Origin of the sequence: Bacteroides sp. An269, from assembly GCF_002159755.1 — a bacterium.
GTDB lineage: Bacteria > Bacteroidota > Bacteroidia > Bacteroidales > Bacteroidaceae > Phocaeicola > Phocaeicola intestinalis.
The window spans coordinates 13,766-37,184 of record NZ_NFJG01000003.1 but is presented as its reverse complement, the minus strand read 5'-3'; the positions used below and the strand labels follow the sequence as shown (position 1 = coordinate 37,184).

Genomic DNA, 23,419 nt, shown 5'->3' with positions numbered 1-23,419 from the left:
GAAGTTTTTTTCTACTTTTGTTCGATGAATGCAAAATGACGATACCGGTTTATGAAAGAATTGCTTGATTTTTTTGGTCTTGATATCCATTTTCCGATTACCGATCCTACGTGGATTTTTTTTCTTGTACTGGTGATTATTCTTTTTGCTCCTATTATTTTGGAGCGGTTGCGTATACCACACATCATCGGGATGATATTGGCTGGAGTAGTAATCGGCGAACATGGGTTTAACATCCTGGCCCGTGACAGCAGTTTCGAATTGTTTGGCAAAGTGGGGCTGTATTATATAATGTTCCTTGCCGGATTGGAAATGAATATGGAGGATTTCAAAAGTATCCGTGCCAAGGCGATGGTATTGGGCTTGCTGGCATTCATCTTTCCGCTGGGTATCGGATTCTGGACCAATATTCATATATTAGATTATGGTGTTGTTACTTCTGTCTTGCTTGCCAGTATGTATGCATCACATACCCTTATCGCATATCCTATTGTAATCCGTTATGGCATCAACCGTCAGCGGGCGGTGGGTATTGCTGTAGGTGGTACGGCTGTGACCGATACGTTGACTTTGCTGGTGCTGGCAGTTATCGGTGGCCTGTATAAAGGCGAATCGTCGGATATGTTCTGGGTATGGTTGGTCTTGAAAGTGATTATACTTGGCTCTGTCATTATGTATACTTTCCCGCCCATAGCCCGTTGGTTTTTCCGGCGGTATAGTGATAATGTGGTGCAATACATTTTTGTGATGGCGATGGTTTTCCTTGGTGCCGGATTGATGGAGGTAGTCGGTATGGAGGGAATTCTGGGAGCCTTTCTTGCCGGATTGGTGTTGAACCGGCTTATTCCGCACGTGTCACCGCTGATGAACCATCTGGAGTTTGTGGGCAATGCCTTGTTTATCCCTTATTTCCTGATAGGTGTGGGGATGCTTATCAATGTCAACGTTCTGTTCGGGCATATTGATTCGATAAAGGTAGCGGGCGTTATGATAGTGGTTGCCTTGGTGGGAAAATGGATTGCTTCGTGGCTTACCCAGAAGATTTACCGGATGCGTGCTGTCGAACGGGAATTGATGTTCGGTTTGAGCAATGCACAGGCCGCTGCTACACTGGCTGCGGTATTGGTAGGTTATGATATCATTCTGCCTTCAGGCGAACGTTTGCTGAACGAAGATGTGCTGAACGGTACGATTTTGCTGATTTTGGTGACATGCATTGTCAGTTCTTTTATAACCGAACATGCAGCCAAGCGGATTGCGACGAGTGATGATATTGGAGTGAACGAGGAAAAGGAGCAGGAAAAAGAACGTTTCTTGGTTCCCATTGCCAACCCCGAAACCTTGGAAGGACTGATGAGCCTGGCATTGGTGTTGCGCGATGAGAAGATAAACGATAATCTGGTAGCACTGAGTGTTATCAATGACAGTAATGATTCGGTAAAGCAGGAAATGCGCAGTAAACGTAATTTGGAAAAAGCTGCGCAGATTGCTGCATCTACCAATGTACAGTTGAAGACGGTCAGCCGTTTTGATTTGAACATTACAACCGGTATCCTGCATACAGCCAAGGAATACGAGGCTACGGGCATCATCGTGGGGCTACATTATAAGGCGAGTATTGTGGATTCGTTTTTCGGCAATCTGACTGAGAACCTGTTGAAGAATACTTATCTGCAGGTAATGGTGGTGCGCTTCCTGATGCCGGTCAATACATTGCGCCGCATTATTGTGGCAGTTCCCCCGAAAGCCGAGTTCGAGCACGGGTTTACCAAGTGGATAACTTATATGTGCCGGCTGAGCAGCCAGTTAGGGTGCCGGGTGCAGTTTTATGCTTCTTCGCGGACATTGGGGTATATCAGTGGCTTTATCCAAAAGAAATACAAGGATACGCGTGCCGTCTATTCGGAGCTGGAAGAGTGGGACGACTTGCTGTTGCTGACCGGACAGGTTAACTATGATCATTTGCTGGTCATCGTGAGTGCACGGCGTGGCTCGATATCGTATGATTCTTCGTTCGAGAAACTTCCGATGCAAGTTTCGAAGTATTTCAATAACAACAGCATCATGTTGCTTTATCCCGAGCAGAAGGGTGACCCGAATGAGAGTCTTTCTTTCTCTGACCCGCGTGGATGGGCGGAAACGCAGTATTATGATAAAGTAGGAAACTGGATTTATAAATGGTTCAAGAAAAATTCATGAGCATGACAGGCAAAGAGTGGCAGCAACGTACGGAATTACTGTTGGGCAAGGACAAGACAGAACGCCTGCACCGGGCGCATGTATTGGTAGTAGGATTGGGAGGAGTAGGAGCGTATGCCGCCGAGATGTTGTGCCGGGCAGGAGTGGGACAACTGACCTTGGTGGATGCCGACACGGTGCAGCCATCCAATATCAACCGTCAGCTTCCGGCACTGCATTCTACATTGGGACAGACTAAGGCAGAAGTTCTTGCGGCACGTTTCCGCGACATCAATCCCGATATACAGCTGAAGGTATTACCCGTGTATCTGAAAGACGAGGCGATACCCGCACTGCTGGATAGTGCGCGGTTCGATTTCATCGTAGATGCCATCGATACCGTTGCCCCTAAGTGTTATTTGATTTATCATGCTTTACAGCGTGGGCTGAAAATAGTAAGCAGCATGGGGGCAGGTGCCAAGAAAGACATAACCCAGATACGTTTTGCCGACTTATGGGAAACCTATCATTGCGGGTTGAGCAAAGCGGTGCGCAAGCGGTTGCAGAAGATGGGGATGAAGCGGAAATTGCCTGTTGTGTTCAGTACCGAACAGGCAGACCCGGAAGCTGTGATGCTGGTAGATGGCGAGCAGAACAAGAAGTCTACCGCTGGTACCGTCAGCTATATGCCGGCAGTGTTCGGCTGCTATCTGGCAGAATATGTCATACGTAAATTATAATAAGTAATGTACAAATTAATTGATATGACGGAGAAACGCAGATATTCGCGGATTTACGCAGATTGAATTAATAATTAAATTATTATCCGCGTTGATCCGTGTTTCAAAACAGACTCGTTAATACAAACTAATTAAGATTAGTTATTTAATTCGGAAATTATGATTCAACTGGAAGGAATAACGAAAAGTTTTGGTTCGCTGCAAGTATTGAAAGGAATCGACTTGACAATAAATAAGGGAGAAGTGGTCAGTATCGTGGGACCGAGTGGTGCTGGAAAGACTACGTTGTTGCAGATAATGGGCACCTTGGACAAGCCTGACGCCGGACGGATTGTACTGAATGGTGTAGAGGTGAACCGTCTTAAAGATAAAGGGTTGGCGGCGTTCCGCAACAAGGAAATAGGTTTTGTGTTTCAGTTTCATCAATTGCTTCCCGAGTTTACGGCAGAAGAGAATGTGATGATTCCACTTTTGATACAGGGCGTGTCAGGAAAGTCTGCCCGTAGAGAAGCGGAGGAGATGCTTTCATTTTTGGGGTTGGGAGAACGCGCTTTGCATAAGCCTGCCCAGTTATCGGGCGGCGAGAAGCAACGGGTAGCTGTGGCGCGTGCCTTGATAAACCATCCTTCTGTAGTCTTGGCCGATGAGCCTTCGGGCAGTCTGGACACGCAGAACAAGGAAGAATTGCATCGTCTCTTTTTCGAACTTCGTGACAAGCTGGGGCAGACGTTCGTTATCGTGACTCACGATGAGGCACTTGCCTCGCAAACAGACCGGACCATTCATCTGGTGGATGGAAAAATCAGTGGAGAAAGTGCTAATCCATTCCGATAAACACTTTCTCCGCCCGAAATCGAACGATTGATACAAGCAGCTGAACATCTTTGATTTATTTGAATATCCGCCAGTTCCTTTTGGGGATACCGAGTGCACTGCGCAGCGCAGCTATGTCCGTCCGCATGTGCATATATGTGTATCCTGCATCCAATATAGTTGCATCACAACGGGCTATGACAATTGCTTTTGTTTATCTATGGCATCGAAAATATGGACTTGTATGATATATTATTTTTTTGATTCCGTTATTTGCTTATTTGCAGCTACATACGGGGTAAAACAGAATGCTGTTAATAGATTTTCAAACCAACCGTTTCCAAATCCATTGCTGTATGGAAAGGATTGCGTACCTTTGCAGCATACAGGTACTAGTTGGCTAGGTTCTGAATAGTTTTTGTAGGCGCCAACCAAAGCTATCTGAAGCCTAGTACCTTGTCAACTCGTCACCTTGTCAACTTTCAAATGTTGAATCTACCAGTTAATCGGTGTCTTCCCATGCTGGATGAGGTATTCGTTGGTACGGCTGAAGTGTTTGTTGCCGAAAAAGCCGTGATAGGCAGATAGGGGAGAGGGGTGGACAGAAGTAAGGACGAGATGTTTGTTCCGGTCGATAAAGGCACCTTTCTTCTGTGCATACGACCCCCATAAGATAAAGACCAGGTGCTCGCGGTTTTCCGCCAAGGCACGGATGGCTGCATCGGTAAATTCCTCCCAACCCTTTTTCTGGTGCGAACCTGCCTGATGTGCACGTACCGTAAGTGTGGCGTTGAGCAGCAGCACGCCTTGCTGTGCCCAGCGGGTCAGGTTGCCGCTTGCAGGTATAGGGCTTCCCAAATCATCGTGTATTTCTTTGAAAATGTTTTGTAGTGAAGGAGGAAACGGCACGCCGTCATTGACGGAGAAGCATAGTCCGTGTGCCTGTCCGGGTCCGTGATAAGGGTCTTGTCCGATGATGACTACTTTTACTTTATCGTAAGGGCAAAGGTTGAACGCGTTGAATATCAGCTTGCCCGGCGGATAAACGGTTGTGTTGTGGTATTCTTGCCTGACGAAGTCGGTCAGACGGATAAAATAGTCTTTTTCAAATTCGGGAGCCAAAATTTGCTTCCACGATTCTTCTATCTGTACATTCATGAGTTCTTTTTTTAGGTGACTAGGTGGCTAGGTACTAGGTGACTAGGGACTAGGTTTTAGATAGATTTACTAAGGTATTCAAAACCTGGTCACCTAGTCCCTGATTAAATTATATCAACTGCATTCCCCAATCGGCACATTCTTTCCGCATGTCTTCGGGCCAGATGCTTGCCTGTATTTCTCCGATATGTGCTTTTTTCAAGTAGAGCATACATAGGCGTGACTGTCCGATTCCACCACCGATGCTGAGGGGCAGCGAACCTTCGAGCAGCCGTTTGTGGAAATAAAGCCTGGTACGTTCTTCTTTGCCTGTCAGTTCCAGTTGTTTCAGCATGGCGGCTTTGTCTACGCGTATACCCATGGAAGAGAGCTCAATGGCGCGGCCTAATACCTCGTTCCATACCAGCAGGTCACCGTTCAGTCCCGGAAGTCCGGTTTTGGGGTCGATGGTTGTATAGTCATCATAATCCGGGGCACGGAGGTCATGAGGCTTTCCGTCACTTAGTTTGCCTCCGATTCCTATGATGAAAACAGAGCCTAACCGTTCGGTAATCAGGTTCTCACGTTCTTTGGGAGTCTTGTTCGGGTACATGTCCAGCAGGTCTTGTGCATGGATGAAGTGGATATCATGGGCAAGAAAGGGGGTAATCTGCGGATATGCTTCGCAAATCATGAATTCAGTGCGGCGCATGGCGGCATAAATGCGTGTCACGATGCTTTTCAGAAATTCTACGGTGCGTTGTTCGGGCGTGATGACCCGTTCCCAGTCCCATTGGTCGACGTAAAGCGAGTGCAGGTTGCCCAGTTCTTCGTCGGCACGGATGGCATTCATGTCTGTGTAGATGCCATATCCCGGCTCGATGTGATAGTCGGCAAGGGTCACTCTTTTCCATTTGGCAAGCGAGTGTACCACTTCGGCCTGTTGGTCGGCAAGGTCTTTGATGGGGAATGTGACGGGACGTTCCACACCGTTCAGGTCATCGTTGATTCCCATACCTTTTAAGACGAACAGGGGAGCTGTCACCCTTCGCAGGCGTAGTTCGGAGGATAGGTTTTGCTGGAAGAAATCCTTGATTTGTTTGATGCCAAGCTCTGTCTGTTTCATGTCGAGCAGGGGTTTGTAGTTTGCTGGTTTTATCAGATAGCTCATAATTTTTGCGTGATTAATTATTTGTAAAGTTATGCAAAGGTATAAATGTTTTGTAAAATTGCAATGCTTTTATTGATAATATTGTCATAATGTAAATGGATTATTTTTGTTTATGGGAAAAATGACATGCTTTTATTCCTTGTTTTCATAGGCTCATACGAATTTTTTATCCGAATCATTAGGATAGAATGAAGAATAATTGTATTTTTGTGCCGCAATTAAAAAAACAATGCACCCGTAGTTCAATGGATAGAATATCGGATTCCGGTTCCGACGATTGGGGTTCGACTCCCCACGGGTGTACTACTGCCAAGTCATAAACGGATAAAAGCCCACTAAAGTAACCGCTTTAGTGGGCTTTTTGTGTTTTTTGCTCTTGCTATCCCGAAAATCCGTACACTTTTTTTGGGTGACATAATCGGTGACTTCCGCTTTCTTTGTTTCTTTTTATGATTCGCGATATTTGTGCCCTTGGTGCCGGCGGGATGTTTTTCATGCTGTTATCGGTTATGAAAATGTGATAAAACCATGCAGGATGAGGGGGAGTTTCACTTTTTCTCCTTATCTTTGTGCATTACCAAGGAAAAAGAATATGTTTATGAACATACGGATTTTATGTTGTTGTATGCTGGTGGCATGGGGATTTGCATCGTGTGTGTCTGTGCAGACCCTTTCGTTCGACCAGCTATGTCCGGCAGAAGTTAGCTTGCCGGGACAGGTTGAATCGGTTGCAGTAGTCAATAATATGCCTTCGATACCGCAGGCAAAGAGTAGTGTGGCTACACTGGGCAGCTTAAACGGTGACGGAAAGCAGACGGCGGAAGCATTTGCCGCTGCATTGGCCGATTCCAGATATTTCAATCAGGTGATAATATGCGATTCGGCACTGAATGACAAGGCTGCTTCGGATAATGCCGAAATCCGTCCGTTGTCGAAGGAGGAAGTGGGCAGATTGACCCGGGAACTGGGTGTGGACATGCTTTTTTCATTAGACCGTGTGTTTGTGCAGAACGTTAAGCGGGAAGTGATGTATCCGGGACTGATTGAGCCTTGGCCTGTTGTGCTGACACAGGTCACTCCGATATTGAGCATTTATTCGCCGGTGCGCGAACGGCCGCTCCGTGTGGTGGCTCCGGTAGACAGTCTGGACTGGGATCTGGACCAGATGCCTTCCGATAAAGTCTTGCTGAAATATGTGGCAGATTTCTCGGCACACTTGCTGGCACGTCAGGTTGCACCTTATTGGGAGCGTACCGACCGGGTTTATTTTGCCGGAGGGTGTGTCGAAATGCGCGATGCGGCGGTATGTGTCAATGAAGGTGACTGGGAAGGAGCCAAAGCGTTGTGGCATTCGCTTTACGGGAAGCGCAAATCGGGTAAAGTGAAAGGGCGTGCTGCTATCAATTTGGCTTTAGCCTCTGAAATGTTGGGTAAGCTGGATGAAGCAAGGAAATGGCTGGATGATGCAAAGAAGTATGTCGGATCCGGCTCGGAAGAGGAGCAGGTATGGAAGTTCTCGGCTCTGCAACTGGAGAAACGGATGCGGCAGTTCCCTCATCTGAATATCCAAATGGGGCGTTTTGGAAACAATTTGTCGGAATAAAATTGTTGTTATTGAATTTTTTTGTACATTTGGTCAAGATAATAACGTAGATATGATGGATATTAGTGAACAGTCGCATAAGGCTATTGCTTCGGCTCTGAAAGAAGCTATCGGGAGATATCGTGGTAACGGCGAGGAATCGGTGCTGACAGACATACATTTGCATCCGGGACAGGAGAATGGAGAGTTGGTGATTTATGACGATGATGATGAAGTGCTGGCACGTACGGTCATTGCCGAATGGGTGAATTATGAAGGAGACGATTTCTATACGGAAATAGAACCTCTGCTTCGTGCTGAAGTGACGGCATTGAAGGAACAGGGATTGCTGGACAAGCTTTCGCTGATGAAGCCGTATTCGTTTGTGCTGGTGGATGACGAGAAGGAGACTGTAGCAGACCTGTTGCTGATGGATGACAATGAAACCTTGTTCTTAAACGATGAATTGCTGAAAGGACTGGATGAGGAACTGGACGCATTTTTGAAAGACTTGTTGGAAAAATAAGGTGTGGATGAAGTACGTTGTTCTTCATTGGCTTACGCCGAACGTTGTTTCTTAATTTTTCATTCTTCATTACTAAAAGGCTTATGGGAGAGCGCATTTCATTTCGCAGAAACGAGCGGTTGCGCACGGTCAATCCACATTGGCGTGGCAATCCTACAGCAGGGGGAAAGTTTTTTAACCGCCAGCACCGTTGGCGGCCGGGGATGGGGAGTGTATTGAAATGGCGCCTGTCTCCCAATCCGCAACGGAAAGAAAAACGCACCATCAAATGGGATCCGAAAGTGCATTTCCTTCGTTCGCTGGACGCCGTAGTGGGCAATTCGTTGATTTGGCTGGGACATAATTCTTTCTTTCTCCAGTTGGGGGGCAAGCGGTTTATGATAGACCCGGTGTATGGAAGCATTCCTTTCGTGAAACGCCGGAGTCCGTTTCCCGCCAATGTATCTGTTTTTAAGGACATCGACTATTTGCTTATCAGCCACGACCATTTCGACCATTTGGACAAGCCGAGTGTGGCACGCCTGTTTGCCGATAATCCGCAGATGAAGTTGTTTTGCGGCATTAATACAGGTACGTTGATTCAGAGTTGGTTCCCGGCAATGGAAGTGATAGAAGCTGCCTGGTATCAGCAATATGAGGCAGACGGGGTGCGGCTCACTTTCCTGCCTGCCCAGCATTGGAGCAAACGGGGCGTGAATGATGGGGGAATGAGGCTTTGGGGGTCTTTTATGATAGAAGCGGGCGGAATTACTATTTACAACAGTGGAGATACCGGTTATGCGCAACATTTTCAAGAATTGCCCGACATGTTTCCGCATATCGATTATTGCATGATCGGCATCGGTGCCTACAAGCCTCGCTGGTTTATGAAACCGAACCACATTTCTCCGTACGATGCATTGACGGCTTCTGCCGAGATGCATGCCTGCATGACTATCCCGATGCATTACGGTACGTTCGACCTCTCGGACGAACCTTTGTTTGACCCTCCCCATGTGTTTAAGTCGGAAGCAAAGAAGCGTAACATGCCCGTCATTGTTCCCGAACTGGGGGAGATTGTCAAGCTGAAGCCTTTGCGGTAAATCTATGTATTAAGCAAGTGTGCAAAATGAAATAATATTATCAGAAACACAGATTTTCGCAGATTCTTTTGATTTACTATTTTTCGATTTACGAAGTACGATTTAATGCTCAAATAGTAGATAGTAAATTGTCAAATCGTAAAATTAAATATAGCTTCGTCTGGTGTAAGATTAATAATCTTCCGCTTGTAAGATTAATAATCTTGCAGCTTGAAGATTAATAATCTTACACCAGATGAACTTATATGTTTATTTCCGGCGGAAAAATTATAAGTTTTCTTCCATATCTCCGAAAAAATGTGCGACTAAATTGCTGAACGGATTAAATCCTTTCTTACCAAATCGGGGAAACAATGCTGTCTTCCCGATGGATGGTGATGGTACGTTGTTGGGTTGAATCTGCGTGGATGCTGGTTACATCTCCACGAGTCGTGAAATATACGTAGTTTCCTCTGTCCCGGAAACGGTATACTTTTACTCCGTCGTGCTGGAACAGGTAATCTATCGTATAGGTATCGTTGTTGCTTGGCTTTTCGTATCGCAGAGGGACATTCAGGTTGCAGGAAATCATTAACGTGCTGCATACGAGCAGGCAGAATTGGAAGCGTTTTTTCATATCGGTAAGGTTGAAGAGTTAAGAATGAAGAAGAGAAACTTATCAGTTAACCTTATTCTCATTCTTAACTCTTCATTCTAAAAAAGTTATTTCTTCAGTGCGGCGATGCTTTCTTTCAGTGCGGCAATCTTCGTTTCAGCATCTGCCTGCTTCTTGCGCTCCATTTCAATCACATTGGCAGGCGCTTTGCTTACGAACTTCTCGTTGCCTAACTTTTTCAGCACGCTCTGCAGGAATCCTTCCTGGTATTTCAGGTCGGCTTCCAGCTTTTTCAATTCTTCTTCTACATTGATGAGGTTGCCCAATGGCACAGCATATTCGGTAGTACCTACCATGAAGGCCGCTGCGCCTTCTGCTTTTGCTTCTACCGTATGGATATCGGACAGGTTTCCCATCTTTGCCAGGATAGAATTGAATGCGGATACCGGATTTGCTCCAACCACTTCCAAAGCCAGGGTTTCTTTCTGTGCAATGTTCTTTTGCAAGCGGATGGTGCGGATGCCTCCGATGACTTCTTTTACCTTTTCGAAATCGTTTACCAAAGCTTCGTTGAACCCTTCCGCTTTGTCCAGCTGTTGCGTCATGATGCTTTCGCCGGGCTGGCGGTCGTAGATGTGTTGCCACAATTCTTCGGTGATGAACGGCATGAACGGATGCAACTGCATGAGCAAGGCTTCGAAGAACTTCAGGGTCTGTTCGTAGGTGGTGCGGTCGATGGGTTGTCCGTATGCGGGCTTCACCATTTCGAGGTACCAGCTTGAGAATTCGTCCCAGAAGAGTTTGTAAACTGCCATCAGCGCTTCGCTCAGGCGGTATTTGCCGAATAAGTCTGTCACTTCAAGGGTGGTTTTTGCCAGCATTGCCTTGAACCATTCCGTGGCGATGCGGGCATATTCGGGCTGTTCGATGTCGGCCACGTTCCATCCTTTCACCAGACGGAAGGCGTTCCATATCTTGTTGTTGAAATTACGTCCTTGTTCGCAAAGCGCATCGTCGAACAGGATATCGTTTCCGGCGGGAGCCGAAAGCATCATGCCCATGCGCACGCCGTCGGCACCGTATTTGTCAATCAGTTCCAGCGGGTCGGGCGAGTTGCCCAGTGACTTCGACATCTTGCGTCCGATTTTGTCACGCACGATGCCGGTAAAGTACACGTTGCGGAACGGCATGTCGTGTTTGTATTCATAACCTGCCATAATCATACGTGCCACCCAGAAGAAGATGATGTCCGGTCCGGTCACCAAGTCGCTCGTCGGGTAGTAGTAGTTGATTTCCTCATTGTCCGGGTCGAGGATGCCATTGAACAGCGAGATGGGCCAAAGCCATGAAGAGAACCACGTATCGAGGCAGTCTTCGTCCTGACGGAGGTCTTCCGCTTTCATATTGGGGTTGCCGGTCTTCTGCTTGGCGAGTTCGAGAGCCTCTTCGGGTGTTTCGGCTACTACATATCCTCCCTGCGGCAGATAGTATGCTGGGATGCGGTGTCCCCACCAAAGCTGACGGCTGATGCACCAGTCCTTGATGTTCTCCAGCCAGTTGCGGTACGTATTCTTGTACTTGGCAGGATAGAATTTCAGTTCATCGTTCATTACCGGAGGCAATGCCATATCGGCAAAGTGCTGCATCTTGAGGAACCATTGCATCGAGAGCTTCGGCTCGATAGGCACGTTGGTGCGTTCCGAAAAGCCTACCTTGTTGGTATAGGCTTCCACTTTCTCCATCAGTCCGGCTTCTTCCAGATCCTTTTCGATTTGCTTGCGCACCTCGAAGCGGTCCATGCCTACATAAAGTCCGGCGGCTTCGCTGATGGTTCCGTTGTCGTTGAAGATATCGATGCTTTGCAAGTTGTGCTTTTCGCCCAGCATGTAGTCGTTCACGTCGTGTGCCGGCGTAACCTTCAAGCAGCCTGTACCGAATTCGATATCCACATAATCATCTTCGATAACCGGAATCACACGGTTCACCAGCGGAACAATCACTTTCTTGCCTTTCAGCCATTGGTTCTTCGGGTCGTTGGGGTTGATACACATCGCCGTATCACCCATGATGGTTTCGGGACGGGTGGTGGCTACTACGGCATAGCGTCCTTCGGAATCTCCTTCTACCTTATAGCGGAGATAATAGAGCTTGCTATGTTCTTCCTTATAGATAACTTCTTCGTCAGAAAGTGCGGTCAGGGCTTTCGGGTCCCAGTTCACCATTCGCACACCGCGATAGATAAGTCCTTTATTGTATAAGTCTACAAAGACACGGATGACGCTCTTGCTGCGCGTTTCGTCCATGGTGAATGCCGTGCGGTCCCAGTCGCACGATGCGCCCAGCTTGCGTAATTGCTTCAGGATGATGCCTCCGTGTTCGTCTGTCCACGCCCATGCGTGTTTCAGGAATTCATCGCGTGTCAGGTCGGTTTTCTTAATGCCTTCTTGTGCCAGCTTGTTTACTACTTTTGCTTCGGTGGCAATCGAGGCATGGTCGGTTCCCGGCACCCAGCAGGCATTCTTGCCGGTCATGCGTGCGCGGCGCACCAGGATGTCCTGAATGGTATTGTTAAGCATGTGTCCCATGTGGAGCACGCCGGTCACGTTGGGCGGCGGGATGACGATGGTGTACGGCTCACGTCCGTCGGGTTTCGAACTGAATAGTTTGTTGTCCAGCCAATACTGGTACCATTTCCCCTCCACATCTGCGGGATTGTACTTACTTGCTAATTCCATCTTATTTTATTCGTTTTTAATGTTTACCTTATTCTGCTTCAGCGTGCAAAGGTAATAAATTCTTTGGAATATGCATATAAAATCAGCAGAATCAAATGGCGTGACATGATGTGCCGAGGCAAGCGGATGAAGCTATGGGGCTGTACGGGAAGGAATGCCGGTTTGTATTAAAGGTTTTATCGGGTTGAGCGTATAGTTTTATCGGGTGAGAACGGTAGTTTTAGCCTGTTGAAACCGGTCTGAAACTAAGCCGCTCCGCCAGATGCATCTGCACGCATCTGGCGGAGCGGCTTAGTATTTGTTTGCAGGAGTAAAGAACTGGGAATGTGTTATCTCAGTTCGTCCGACGTGTAGCCTTTCGGGAGCGGTCGGCAATTGTACCCGGATGCCATGATTTCTCCGTATGCGCCTGCAGAGCGGATGGCAAGAAAATCGCCACGATGTGTGCGGTTCAGGTCGATGGCTTTTCCAAAGACATCGGACGATTCGCAAATAGGCCCTACTACATCGTAGGTTTCCACCGGTTCTTCGGAAGAAATGTTTTCTATCTTGTGGTATGCCTGGTAAAGGGCAGGACGGATGAGGTCGGTCATGCCTGCATCGACAATGGCGAATTGCTTGTTGGTGCCTTGTTTCACGTATATGACGCGTGTGATGAGGCTTCCGCATTGTCCTACTACAGAACGGCCCAGCTCGAAGTGTAAAGTCTGTTGCGGGCGAAGCTTCAGGTGCTTGTGGTAGGTAGCAAAGTATTCGGCAAAGTCGGGGATGGATTGCCGGTTGGGATGCGCGTAATCGATGCCCAGCCCTCCTCCTACGTTGATATGTTCCACGATGATTTGGCGTGCGTAGAGTTTTTCCTGCAATTCGTTGACACGGTTGCACAGGGCGATGAAGTCTCCCATATCCAGGATTTGCGAACCGATGTGGAAGTGCAGGCCGACGAACTTCACGTGGTTCATTTCGAGTGCCCGGTCGATAACCTTATCCATATCCTGCATGCTGATGCCGAACTTGTTTTCGGCAAGGCCTGTGGTGATATTGGCATGTGTATGTGCTCCTACATCGGGATTGATGCGGAAAGCTACGCGTGCTATCTTGTTCTTGCCGGTAGCCAGCTGGTTGATGACTTCCAGTTCGGGAACAGACTCTACGTTGAAGCAAAAGATGTCGTGGTCGAGTGCAAGGTTGATTTCCTTGTCGGTCTTGCCCACTCCGGCAAATACGATCTTGCTTGCGGGAAACCCTGCTTGGATAGCCGCTTCTATCTCCCAGCCGCTTACGCAATCCACTCCCAGTCCGCTCTCGCGGATGATGCCTAAGATTTTAGGATTGGCGTTTGCCTTGATGGCATAGTGCACACAGAATTTGTTGTACTTTCCGGCTTCGGTGCGGATAACGTTCAATGTCTCGCGCAACAGGTCGGCGTTGTAATAATAAAAAGGAGTTTCTACGTTTTGGAATCTCTCTACAGGAAAAATACCTTTCATAATCGATTTGTATTAAGTATTATAAAAAAAGCGGACGATGCGGTTTGTGTTACAACCGTACCATCCGCTTTTCGTGTTATATAAAAGTTATGAAGAAGATTTCATTACTTGCCGGCATTGAACAGCACGTCGCTCAAGGATTGCAAGGCTTTCTTCTTGTCGCATTCCCGAATCAGGAACGAGATGTTATAGTTGCTGCCTCCGAATGAAATCATACGTACCGGAATGTCACGCATCGCATCGAGCGCTTTGGCTTCGAAGCCCACGTTTTCCCATTCCAGGTCGCCCACAACGCATACGATGCACATGTCGTGGTCAACGGTAACGGTGCCGTATTTCTTCAAGTCATTGACAATTTCATTTAAATGTTTGGTATTGTCTATCGACATCGATACGCCTACTTCCGAGGTGCAGACCATATCAATGGCGGTCTGGTAGCTTTCGAATATTTCGAATACTTTCCGCAAGAACCCGTAAGCCAGCAGCATACGGCTCGACTTGATTTTAATGGCTGTTATGTTGTCTTTGGCAGCTACGGCTTTGATTTTCCCCTTTTCGGTATCATTTGAAATCAAGGTACCGGGGGCGCTTGGTTCCATCGTATTCAGCAGGCGCACCGGAATATTGGCATATTTGGCAGGCTGGATGCAGGTAGGGTGCAGGATTTTAGCACCGAAGTATGCCAGTTCTGCGGCTTCTTCGAAATGCAGCTGGCGTACGGGCGATGTTTTGTCAACCACACGCGGGTCATTGTCGTGCATGCCGTCGATGTCGGTCCATATCTGGATTTCAGAAGCGTTGATAGCGGCTCCGATGAGGGATGCGGTATAGTCGCTTCCGCCCCGTTGCAGATTGTCGATTTCACCGTATGCGTTGCGGCAGATGAATCCTTGGGTGATGTAGATGTCTTGTCCCTGATGTGCTTCCAGCTGTGCGGCAAGTTTCTCGCGGATATAATTCAAGTCAGGTTCACTGTTTTTGTCCGTGCGCATGAATTCCAGTGCAGGAATCAAATAGGCTTTTACGCCTTGTTCGCACAGGTAGTTGGTAACCATGTTGGTAGAGATGATTTCTCCTTGTGCCAAGATTACCTTTTCTTCGAACAACGTAAAAATATCTTTTGTAAACGACCGGATGTAATCGAATACCGATTTTACAAATTCCAGTGTCTTCTGTTTGTACTCCTCTGTAGAATAAAGTTCATCAATGTGTTGTTTGTATTTGCTTTCCAACCTGTTGATGATTTCATTCGCACCTTCTGGGTTTTTCTTGTACAGATAATCTGAAATTTCGACCAAGGTATTGGTTGTACCCGACATGGCAGACAGGACTACGATTTTCTGTTCGCCGTCGGTAATCAATTTGGCAACGTCTTTCATTCTCTGTGCCGAGCCTACCGACGTTCCTCCAAACTTTAAAACTTTCATTTTCAGTTTCGAATTTTTAATTGTTCAGTTTAAATACTATTTCTTTTCTGTGCGCAAAGATACGAATATTTCACGGTCTTTTTATGATTTGCCGCTAAAATCTTGGTCTCTTTGTTTTTTTTAGGATTCGCCAATGCGTTGCAAATGATGCTGTTCGCAACGGTAAACGATTCCCGGATATTCGGAGAGTAGGTGAAGGTTATGGGTAGTCATAATGATAGCCGAGCCTTGATTGCATATTTCCTTCAGCAGTTCCACGATGTTTCGTCCGGTTTCCACATCCAGATTTCCTGTCGGTTCATCGGCGAGGATAATATCTGGACTGTTCAGTATGGCGCGCGCTATCACGATGCGTTGCTGTTCGCCTCCAGACAGTTCGTTGGGCATCTTATAGCCTTTGTTTTCCATGCCTACCCGTTCGAGTACTTCCGCAATACGGTTTTCGATGGCTTGCCGTTGTCTCCATCCGGTGGCACGCAATACAAATTCCAGGTTGTCGTGTACGGTCCGGTCGATAAGTAGCTGGAAGTCTTGGAACACGATACCCAGTTTACGCCGCAATTCGGAAATATTCTTTTGCTTCAGTTTTTTCATATCATAGCCCAATACGGTGGCTTCTCCTTTCGCAATGTCCAGTTCTCCGTAAATTGTTTTCAGGAGAGTAGATTTTCCGCTTCCCACTTTGCCGATGATGTAGACGAACTCTCCTTTATGCAGTTCGAAGTCCACATCATGCAGGACGCAGAGAGCCTGTTGGTCGATTTCCACTCCTTTGTATCGGATTAGCGGTGTTTCGTCCATAAGTCATCAATGTTTTTTCCAGGTTGCGCTATGACGTTCTTTCAATTCCCGTGCCAGGTCTTCGATGCGGTATCCTTTTGAGGTGAGTAGTACAATCAGGTGATACAGCAGGTCGGCTCCTTCGTAAATCAGACGTTCATCAGTACCGTTACAAGCCTCGATAATGGTTTCTACAGCTTCTTCGCCTACTTTTTGTGCCATCTTATTGACTCCGGAGCGGAACAGACTGGTAGTATACGAGTGTTCGGGCATTTCTTTGTGGCGCTTGTCGATGAAGTCTTGCAATTCTTTCAAGAACATGATGTCTTGCTCGTTTTTTTCTCCCCAGCAGGTGTCGGTGCCCGTATGGCATACAGGACCGGTCGGGTGTGCCTGAATGAGCAAGGTATCATTGTCGCAATCGCTCTTTATGGAAACTACTTCCAGAAAGTTCCCGCTGGTTTCGCCTTTCGTCCATAAGCGTTGTTTGGTACGGCTATAGAACGTGACTTTGCCTGTTGTCAAGGTCTTTTCGTAGGCTTCTTTGTTCATGAATCCAAGCATAAGCACTTTTTGGGTATAGCTGTCTTGGATAATGGCAGGGACTAATCCGTCCATTTTATCAAAGTCGGGTTGCATAGTTTTTTCATTTTAAGGGTTATGAGATATATAATCAGTTAAATTCTTACGTTAATGCCTTCCGTATGGAGGTATGCTTTCAGTTCGGGTATGGGTATTTCGCCGAAATGGAATACACTTGCCGCCAGTGCCGCATCGGCTTTCCCTTGCGTGAACGCGTCTTTGAAATGCTGTTTGTTCCCGGCTCCTCCCGAAGCGATGACCGGAATGGTTAATGTGTCACTCAGTATTGCCAGTGCCTTGTTTGCGTATCCGTTTTTCACTCCGTCGTGGTCCATGCTGGTGAAAAGTATCTCTCCGGCTCCCCGTTCGTTGGCTTCATGTGCCCAATTGAACAAGTCCTTTTCGGTTTCCACCCGTCCTCCGTTCAGATAACATTTCCATCCTTTTTCCGTTTGGCGGGCATCAATGGCAACCACACATACTTGAGAACCGAAATGTTGGGCTATGTCATCAATGAGTTGGGGATTCCGGATAGCGGCAGAATTGACCGATACTTTATCGGCACCGGCATTCAGCAGGCGCTCCACATCGCTTAGCTCGTGAATGCCTCCGCCTACGGTAAACGGGATATTGATGCAGGCAGCTATGCGTTTCACTAAGTCGGTAAACGTTTTCCGTCCTTCGTGGCTGGCTGTAATGTCCAGGTAGACCAGTTCATCGGCTCCTTGTTCGCTGTAGAGTTGTCCCAGTTCCACGGGGTCGCCTGCTTCGCGCAAGTTGATGAAGTTGGTTCCTTTTACGGTTTGTCCGTTCTTTATATCCAGACAGGGTATGATTCGTTTTGCTAACATGCGCTCTACTCCTTATTATATTATATAGTGGCTAAGTTCTTTTAGTGAAATCCGTCCTTCGTAAATGGCTTTCCCGAATACAACGGCTGGGATGCCTGCTTCATCCAGTTTCAGGATATCATCCATACAGCTGATGCCTCCGCTGGCTATCAGGTAAAGTCCCGGACAGGCTTTCAGTATGTCTTGATAGAGCGGGAGGGAAGGACCGTCCAGCATTCCGTCATGGCTGATGTCGGTACACAATACCTTGGTGATTCCTTTTTGTGTGTATTGCTCTAAGAAGGGCATCAGTTCCATCGGGCTTTCTTCTTTCCAGCCGTTGATGGCGATTTTGCGGTCTTTCACATCCGCTCCCAGAATGATTTTCTCGTTCCCGTAGGTTTGCAGCCATTCACAGAACCATTCGGGGTGTTTCACGGCTACACTGCCCAGTGTGACCATTTCGGCACCGCTCTCGAATGCGATTTCGATATCGCCCGATGTCTTGATTCCTCCGCCGAAATCGATGATGAGCGAGGTATGAGTGGCAATCTGTTCCAACGTACGGTAATTCACGATATGGTGGGATGCGGCTCCGTCTAAGTCGACCACATGTAACCTGCGGATGCCGTATGCTTCGAACTCTTTGGCTACTTCCAGCGGATTCTCGTTGTAGACCTTCTTCGAATTGTAATTGCCTTGCGAGAGACGGACACATTTTCCATCAATGATGTCGATGGCTGGGATTAGTTCTATCATGTCAGTATGCTATGTTTAAAAAGTTCTGTAATATACGTTCTCCGGTTTTCCCGCTCTTTTCGGGATGAAACTGGGTGGCATAGAAGTTGTCTTTGTGCAGGGCGGCACTGAAGGGCAGGATATAGTCTGTCCGGGCTGCCGTAAAATCGTTTAGCGGAACGTAATAGCTATGCACGAAATAGACAAATTCTTCTTGTTCGAAACCGTTGAACAATAGCTTGTCTGTGCATTGGATGGTATTCCAACCCATGTGGGGCACTTTGTCTTCGTGGCGGACAGGCTGGAAACGCTTGACATCTACATCGAAAATGCCCAAGCATGGGACATCACCTTCTTCCGAATGCCGGCACATCAATTGCATGCCCAGACAAATGCCTAAAACGGGTTGTTTCAGGTCGGTGATCAGCCGGTCCAGCTGATGCTCCTGAAGGTATTCCATGGTGTTCTTGGCTTCTCCGACGCCCGGAAAGATGACTTTATCCGCTTTTCGGATAAGTTCCTTGTCGGCGGTAATGACCGGCTCTATCCCTAACCGGCGCAAGGCATAGTCTATCGAGAAGATGTTTCCTGCATTGTATTTGATAATCGCTACATTCATGCTTTTTCTCTTGTTTCTTTTTTGTTTTTGCAAAAATAGCGAATTATTGTTGAATTCCTATTATTTGTAGCAGAAAGATGTAGTTTTGTTTGGAATGTGTTGCATTTAGAATAAAACGATACCGGCTTCGAAAGTCCCTTTGTGGTCTAAGGTGTGTCCCTTGCTATACGGGCGTGTCCAGGCATAGCCACCCGAGGCGAAGATGCCCAGTCTTTTCGTTATGCGGAACTCCAGATTCAGGCGTGGTTGAAGGGCATAAGTCCGTGCAGGATATCCTTTGTGTTTGTTATCAAGTGTTTCGATGTGGTAAAATCCAGCATCGGCACTGATTTCCAACAGGCGGCAAAGCGGGAGGTATATACCGGCGCGGTAGAAAGCAGAAGCCGAGAGATCGTGGTCAAGATCGAAGTACCATGCACCTCCGCCCAGTTCGGTGTAAGTGAACCGGTTCTTGAAGCGCACCGCCACGTTTGCTTTATTCAAGTTCCCGCTCGAAACTATCAGCTGAATGTGTGTGCGTGGTGAAATATTGATGCACCCTATCTGGTGAGCAAGGCTGTCTGAGCTGAGGTTGAAAAAGCCCAGTTGCAGGCTTTTGTGACCATGGCTGGAGATATTGGCTATTCCCAGCTGTACTCCTTTGTTTTCAGCACTGTAGTTTCCCAGACCTAGTTGCACGCCCTGGTTCGTGACCGCTACATTACCTAACATTGCTAGTTGTACGCCTTGGTTGGCACTGCCCACTACATTCAGTAAAGAGGTGAGTTGCATACCGCGTATGGTGTCTTTACAAGCATTCATCAGTCCTCCCAACATCAGTCCGTTTTGGTCTTGTCCGGTAATATTGGCTATTCCTGCAAGCTGCACTCCCGATGAATTTCCATTGCTCATATTCAGCAACCCGCTGAAAAGAATGCCGCGCGTGTTTCTTGCACTCATATTGCCAATGCCTGACAATGCGAATCCGTTTATCGTTCCTCCGTTTACATTGACTAGGCCGCCCAACACGATGCCGGATGTGTTCCTGCCCGTTACATTGGCAATGCCTGCCAGCTGGAATCCTGCAGCGTCCACCCCTGTGATATTGGTCAGTCCTGTTACCTGAAGACCTTTTGAATGGTGGTAGGTTACGCTGGACAAGGCGTTGATGCCCATACCGTTCAAACATGGGTAGTTACTCAGTAGTCCAAGGTTGAAGTATGTGCGCGAAGGCTGCTTTTTCTGATTTGTAATGTTCAGTGCAAGGTGGATGCCCTTTTTCTGTCCTTTCTGGGTGTGTAGTTGGGCGTTTGCCGGCAGCACTGTGGCCATAAGCAGGCAGGTATATAAAATACCTGCCAATAGCGTGTTTGGTTTCATATAATTTGAATGTTGTCTATCACAGTATACAGTTGCGGAGAAAACCGGGCGTTGAAAAATAAAAACCTCCGTGTGAATCTGCATACTCCGTGATGAGAATAAATGACATACATTGAATCCGTTCTCTTTACTTGACTTCCTGATACAGGAAACGCTTGATACTTTTCTTCGGGGTTTTCTCAAATTCCTCGGGATAGATGCGTACGGCGGCTATCTGCGAGTACGAAGGGAGGGCGGCGTTCAGCATCGTCCGGTTTTCTTCCATTTTTGCTTCAATGTCCTGGTCGGTCATCCCCTGAGCATAGGCAGCTTCAAAGTCAGGATATATCAAGGCTGCCAGCCGGTTGTCGCGTTGTTGGATGACGATGCATTCTGCTACGAACGGAAGGTTGTTCAGTTGTTCCTCGATTTCTTCCGGGTAGATGTTCTGTCCTGACGGACCGAGCAACATGTTCTTGCTCCGTCCCTTAATAAAGAGATTTCCTTCTGCATCGATGATGCCTAAATCGCCCGTGTGTAGCCATCCGTCCTTATCAATTGCCTGGGCGGTAGATTCGGGGTTCTTGTAGTAACCTAACATTACGTTGTCACCCCGCACCAGAATTTCGCCCACCGTATAATGTGGTTCGGGGCTATCGATACGTATTTCCATCCGTGGCGCAGCTTTTCCACATGAGCCTGGGCGGAATCGTTTCCAGTCTTCGTAACTAATGATGGGACCACATTCTGTCATTCCGTAGCCTACGGTGTAGGGGAAATCCAGCCCTTTCAGGAAAGTTTCCACTTCACTGTTGAAAGCGGCGCCGCCTACGATGATTTCGTAGAACTGTCCTCCGAATCCCTTCACCAGTTGTTCACGGATGGCTTCGTTTATCTTTCCGTTGATGATGGGGAGTTTCATGAGCATTTTCATCTTGAGTGTTTCAGTTTTTGGCTGTACACCTTTTTTGATGATTTTCTCGATGATGAGCGGCACGGCAATAACGATGTGGGGCTTCACGTCAGTAAATGCCTGAGCGATGATTTTCGGACTGGGCATACGCGTGAGAAAGAATACGTGGCACCCGGCGCATAACTCGTAAAGAAACTCGAAAGCCAATCCATACATGTGCGCCATAGGAAGCATTGACACTACGCGGTTACCCGGCTGGAGGGGAAGTACTTCGAAGGCGAACTGGGTGTTCGACCAAAGTGAGCGGTAGGGTAGCATAACTCCTTTTGAGAAGCTGGTAGTACCTGATGTGTAGTTGATTACTGCTAGTTCTTCTTCCGTATCGCGACGGTAGGTCACGTGTTCGCGGCGGAAATTGCGGGGATATTTCTTACCGAACAGCTCGTTCAAGTGCTCGCGTGCGTATTCCAGTTGTTTGCTCCGGCATACCAGCAGGGTGAAGTCGGTCATCAGAATGATGCCTTCCAGCCGGGGCATCTCAGCTTCGTTGAGGCTTTCCCATGCCATGTCACCCACAAAGAGCAGACGCGCGTCCGAATGGTTGACGATGTTATGGATATTGTCTGCCTTGAATTCGTGGAGGATAGGTACTGCCACTGCGCCGTAGGTCAGTGTGGCGAGGAATGCCACTCCCCAGTGCGAACTGTTCCTGCCGCAGATGGCCACCTTGTCGCCGGCCTGTATGCCGCTTTCCTTTAGCAGGATATGCAGCTTTTCTATTTTTCGTGCCAGATCCTTATATTGCAGGGTGGCACCTTTGTAATCGGTCAGCGCATCAAGGTCCCAGTTCGTTTTGATGCTCTGCTCTATGAGCGCTAAGAAACTTTTTTCCATAATTAGGGTATATTGGTTGCACAACTCGTGCGATATTGTGCAAATATATCCTTTTATTCTTACCTGTGCAATGATACGGGCGTTTTCTTTGCAAAATATGTGTTTCTCTGCGTCATCGTGACTTCAAGCATGCATTTTGATGAACATAAGTGAGTTGGCCGTTTCACATAAGTAAGTCGGGCGTTTCACATAAGTGAGTCAGTCTTATCACTTATGTTCGTTTAAGGGGGCTTTTGACGATTTGTCCTGAATTTATTTATTCGTGGTGTTCGCTGTAATATTTCATAAATTGCGTGCGCTCGAAAGGATTGATGTCGCCTGCCACTTGTGCGTTGAGTTTGCCTTTGTATTGCGCCAGCGTATCAAAACCTTTGTTGTCCATCCATTGTGACAATTCATCAAGCATGGTAGCGATGAGAGGGGTACCATGACGGTATACAGCCGTACAGACTTCAGCGGCTGCAGCTCCTGCCAAGATTGACTTAGCGAGGCATTTCCCGTTGTGTACGCCTCCTGATATGGCGTAGTCTAGTTGGGGTACGGCAGCGGAAGCTATAGCGGTCCAACGCAGGCGGGAGGCTAGTTCGCCCGGCTGGCTCATCACATCGGTGCTACCGATGGTAAGTCGGTCGATGTCGATGTCGGGCTGGTAGAGCCTGTTGAATAAAACCACGGCATCTGCACCGTTAGCGTAGAGTTGGTCGATAAGAGTTACGGGATTGGTGAAGTTGTTTCCCAGTTTCATGATGACAGGTATTTTCACTTCCTTCTTCACACGGCGTAGAATGTTAAGGTGACGTTGTTCGAAGCTGCCGGGGATGTAGTTCTTTTCGGTCTGTAGAGCGAGAATGTTGATTTCCAAAGCATCGGCGCCTGCCTGCTCCATCAGCACGGCAAAGTTGGTCCACTCCTGATCGCTGTAACAGTTGATGCTGGCTATAACGGGAATGGTGCAATGTTTTTTTGTTTCTTTCAGGAGGCTTATGTGCGCATCAAGCATGTGCGAACGGACGTAGGTGTTCAGATAATCGTCGGCTTCGGGTGAGCCATATCCATGAAGAGTACCAGTCTGGGCATGGATTTGTTCTTCGAATACCGATTTCAGTACAACGGCTGCCGCACCAGCATTTTCCAGTTGTTTGATTTTGTCGGGGGTGTCGGTCAGTCCCGAACTGCTGATGATAACGGGGTTTTTCAGTTTCAGTCCCGCAAATGTGGTTTTCAGGTTTGCCATGGCTTTGTATAATTA

At 47.6% G+C, this 23,419-nt stretch carries 20 protein-coding genes and 1 tRNA gene; 7 read left to right on the top strand and 14 right to left on the bottom strand.

Annotation, left to right across the window (positions count from 1 at the left end):
- Positions 1-51 precede the first annotated feature (51 nt).
- From B5F71_RS01600 to B5F71_RS01590, 3 genes are all read left to right on the top strand, one after another.
- Entirely contained in the window at positions 52-2,199 is a 2,148-nt protein-coding gene (locus B5F71_RS01600; RefSeq protein WP_022040518.1) for a cation:proton antiporter, read from the top strand.
- Positions 2,178-2,918, top strand: a complete 741-nt coding sequence (locus B5F71_RS01595; protein ID WP_087207311.1) for a tRNA threonylcarbamoyladenosine dehydratase — start codon at positions 2,178-2,180, stop codon at positions 2,916-2,918. The genes B5F71_RS01600 and B5F71_RS01595 overlap by 22 nt, the downstream gene beginning before the upstream one ends.
- Before the next feature lie 159 nt (positions 2,919-3,077).
- A complete protein-coding gene (locus B5F71_RS01590) occupies positions 3,078-3,752 on the top strand; it encodes an ABC transporter ATP-binding protein (protein WP_087207309.1) in 675 nt (224 codons plus the stop codon).
- Positions 3,753-4,226: 474 nt separating this feature from the next.
- Here B5F71_RS01590 and B5F71_RS01585 read toward each other — a convergent pair whose 3' ends face one another.
- Positions 4,227-4,889, bottom strand: a complete 663-nt coding sequence (locus B5F71_RS01585) for a uracil-DNA glycosylase (RefSeq protein ID WP_087207307.1) — start codon at positions 4,887-4,889, stop codon at positions 4,227-4,229.
- A gap of 109 nt (positions 4,890-4,998) precedes the next feature.
- Positions 4,999-6,039 carry an aspartate--ammonia ligase gene (gene asnA, locus B5F71_RS01580; RefSeq protein WP_087207305.1) on the bottom strand — a complete coding sequence of 347 codons (1,041 nt, stop codon included), beginning with the start codon at positions 6,037-6,039 and terminating at the stop codon, positions 4,999-5,001.
- A 231-nt stretch (positions 6,040-6,270) separates the two neighbouring features.
- Between asnA and B5F71_RS01575 the strand changes: the two genes are divergently transcribed.
- From B5F71_RS01575 to B5F71_RS01560, 4 genes are all read left to right on the top strand, one after another.
- Positions 6,271-6,342, top strand: a tRNA-Arg gene (locus tag B5F71_RS01575).
- Positions 6,343-6,637: 295 nt separating this feature from the next.
- The gene (locus B5F71_RS01570; protein WP_087207303.1) at positions 6,638-7,642 is read left to right on the top strand and encodes a DUF6340 family protein; all 1,005 of its coding nucleotides are present in this window, start codon (positions 6,638-6,640) and stop codon (positions 7,640-7,642) included.
- Positions 7,643-7,697: 55 nt separating this feature from the next.
- The gene (locus B5F71_RS01565; RefSeq protein WP_022040524.1) at positions 7,698-8,147 is read left to right on the top strand and encodes a hypothetical protein; all 450 of its coding nucleotides are present in this window, start codon (positions 7,698-7,700) and stop codon (positions 8,145-8,147) included.
- Between the two features lie 83 nt (positions 8,148-8,230).
- The gene (locus B5F71_RS01560; protein WP_087207302.1) at positions 8,231-9,229 is read left to right on the top strand and encodes an MBL fold metallo-hydrolase; all 999 of its coding nucleotides are present in this window, start codon (positions 8,231-8,233) and stop codon (positions 9,227-9,229) included.
- 334 nt (positions 9,230-9,563) lie between these two features.
- Here the strand turns inward: B5F71_RS01560 and B5F71_RS01555 are convergent, their stop codons facing one another.
- From B5F71_RS01555 to B5F71_RS01500, 12 genes are all read right to left on the bottom strand, one after another.
- Positions 9,564-9,800, bottom strand: coding sequence for a DUF4884 domain-containing protein (locus B5F71_RS01555; RefSeq protein WP_241148531.1), 237 nt, complete (start codon positions 9,798-9,800; stop codon positions 9,564-9,566).
- A 131-nt stretch (positions 9,801-9,931) separates the two neighbouring features.
- Positions 9,932-12,559, bottom strand: coding sequence for a valine--tRNA ligase (locus B5F71_RS01550; protein WP_087207299.1), 2,628 nt, complete (start codon positions 12,557-12,559; stop codon positions 9,932-9,934).
- A 329-nt stretch (positions 12,560-12,888) separates the two neighbouring features.
- Positions 12,889-14,049: a diaminopimelate decarboxylase gene (lysA, locus tag B5F71_RS01545; protein WP_087207297.1), complete on the bottom strand. Its 1,161-nt coding sequence runs from the start codon at positions 14,047-14,049 to the stop codon at positions 12,889-12,891.
- A gap of 104 nt (positions 14,050-14,153) precedes the next feature.
- Entirely contained in the window at positions 14,154-15,476 is a 1,323-nt protein-coding gene (locus B5F71_RS01540) for an aspartate kinase (RefSeq protein WP_087207296.1), read from the bottom strand.
- A gap of 120 nt (positions 15,477-15,596) precedes the next feature.
- Positions 15,597-16,277, bottom strand: coding sequence for an ATP-binding cassette domain-containing protein (locus B5F71_RS01535; RefSeq protein ID WP_022040194.1), 681 nt, complete (start codon positions 16,275-16,277; stop codon positions 15,597-15,599).
- Between the two features lie 6 nt (positions 16,278-16,283).
- Positions 16,284-16,895 (bottom strand): bifunctional phosphoribosyl-AMP cyclohydrolase/phosphoribosyl-ATP diphosphatase HisIE, encoded by a 612-nt coding sequence (hisIE, locus tag B5F71_RS01530; RefSeq protein ID WP_087207293.1) that lies wholly within the window; start codon positions 16,893-16,895, stop codon positions 16,284-16,286.
- Between the two features lie 38 nt (positions 16,896-16,933).
- The gene (gene hisF / locus B5F71_RS01525) at positions 16,934-17,689 is read right to left on the bottom strand and encodes an imidazole glycerol phosphate synthase subunit HisF (RefSeq protein WP_013616981.1); all 756 of its coding nucleotides are present in this window, start codon (positions 17,687-17,689) and stop codon (positions 16,934-16,936) included.
- 15 nt (positions 17,690-17,704) lie between these two features.
- On the bottom strand, positions 17,705-18,427 hold the full coding sequence (hisA, locus tag B5F71_RS01520) for a 1-(5-phosphoribosyl)-5-[(5-phosphoribosylamino)methylideneamino]imidazole-4-carboxamide isomerase (RefSeq protein ID WP_013616980.1): 723 nt from the start codon (positions 18,425-18,427) through the stop codon (positions 17,705-17,707).
- Position 18,428: 1 nt separating this feature from the next.
- Complete coding sequence (hisH, locus tag B5F71_RS01515) at positions 18,429-19,025, bottom strand: imidazole glycerol phosphate synthase subunit HisH (protein WP_087207291.1); 597 nt, start codon at positions 19,023-19,025, stop codon at positions 18,429-18,431.
- A gap of 105 nt (positions 19,026-19,130) precedes the next feature.
- Positions 19,131-20,384, bottom strand: a complete 1,254-nt coding sequence (locus tag B5F71_RS01510; RefSeq protein WP_087207289.1) for a hypothetical protein — start codon at positions 20,382-20,384, stop codon at positions 19,131-19,133.
- 127 nt (positions 20,385-20,511) lie between these two features.
- Positions 20,512-22,170, bottom strand: coding sequence for an AMP-binding protein (locus B5F71_RS01505; RefSeq protein ID WP_087207287.1), 1,659 nt, complete (start codon positions 22,168-22,170; stop codon positions 20,512-20,514).
- A gap of 256 nt (positions 22,171-22,426) precedes the next feature.
- On the bottom strand, positions 22,427-23,404 hold the full coding sequence (locus B5F71_RS01500; protein WP_087207285.1) for a dihydroorotate dehydrogenase-like protein: 978 nt from the start codon (positions 23,402-23,404) through the stop codon (positions 22,427-22,429).
- Positions 23,405-23,419: the final 15 nt, after the last annotated feature.

Coding starts and splice junctions, on each gene's coding strand:
- B5F71_RS01600 (WP_022040518.1), top strand. CDS start 52: ATGAAAGAATTGCTTGATTTTTTTGGTCTTGATATCCATTTTCCGATT.
- B5F71_RS01595 (WP_087207311.1), top strand. CDS start 2,178: ATGGTTCAAGAAAAATTCATGAGCATGACAGGCAAAGAGTGGCAGCAA.
- B5F71_RS01590 (WP_087207309.1), top strand. CDS start 3,078: ATGATTCAACTGGAAGGAATAACGAAAAGTTTTGGTTCGCTGCAAGTA.
- B5F71_RS01585 (WP_087207307.1), bottom strand. CDS start 4,889: ATGAATGTACAGATAGAAGAATCGTGGAAGCAAATTTTGGCTCCCGAA.
- asnA (WP_087207305.1), bottom strand. CDS start 6,039: ATGAGCTATCTGATAAAACCAGCAAACTACAAACCCCTGCTCGACATG.
- B5F71_RS01570 (WP_087207303.1), top strand. CDS start 6,638: ATGAACATACGGATTTTATGTTGTTGTATGCTGGTGGCATGGGGATTT.
- B5F71_RS01565 (WP_022040524.1), top strand. CDS start 7,698: ATGGATATTAGTGAACAGTCGCATAAGGCTATTGCTTCGGCTCTGAAA.
- B5F71_RS01560 (WP_087207302.1), top strand. CDS start 8,231: ATGGGAGAGCGCATTTCATTTCGCAGAAACGAGCGGTTGCGCACGGTC.
- B5F71_RS01555 (WP_241148531.1), bottom strand. CDS start 9,800: ATGATTTCCTGCAACCTGAATGTCCCTCTGCGATACGAAAAGCCAAGC.
- B5F71_RS01550 (WP_087207299.1), bottom strand. CDS start 12,559: ATGGAATTAGCAAGTAAGTACAATCCCGCAGATGTGGAGGGGAAATGG.
- lysA (WP_087207297.1), bottom strand. CDS start 14,049: ATGAAAGGTATTTTTCCTGTAGAGAGATTCCAAAACGTAGAAACTCCT.
- B5F71_RS01540 (WP_087207296.1), bottom strand. CDS start 15,476: ATGAAAGTTTTAAAGTTTGGAGGAACGTCGGTAGGCTCGGCACAGAGA.
- B5F71_RS01535 (WP_022040194.1), bottom strand. CDS start 16,277: ATGGACGAAACACCGCTAATCCGATACAAAGGAGTGGAAATCGACCAA.
- hisIE (WP_087207293.1), bottom strand. CDS start 16,895: ATGCAACCCGACTTTGATAAAATGGACGGATTAGTCCCTGCCATTATC.
- hisF (WP_013616981.1), bottom strand. CDS start 17,689: ATGTTAGCAAAACGAATCATACCCTGTCTGGATATAAAGAACGGACAA.
- hisA (WP_013616980.1), bottom strand. CDS start 18,427: ATGATAGAACTAATCCCAGCCATCGACATCATTGATGGAAAATGTGTC.
- hisH (WP_087207291.1), bottom strand. CDS start 19,025: ATGAATGTAGCGATTATCAAATACAATGCAGGAAACATCTTCTCGATA.
- B5F71_RS01510 (WP_087207289.1), bottom strand. CDS start 20,384: ATGAAACCAAACACGCTATTGGCAGGTATTTTATATACCTGCCTGCTT.
- B5F71_RS01505 (WP_087207287.1), bottom strand. CDS start 22,170: ATGGAAAAAAGTTTCTTAGCGCTCATAGAGCAGAGCATCAAAACGAAC.
- B5F71_RS01500 (WP_087207285.1), bottom strand. CDS start 23,404: ATGGCAAACCTGAAAACCACATTTGCGGGACTGAAACTGAAAAACCCC.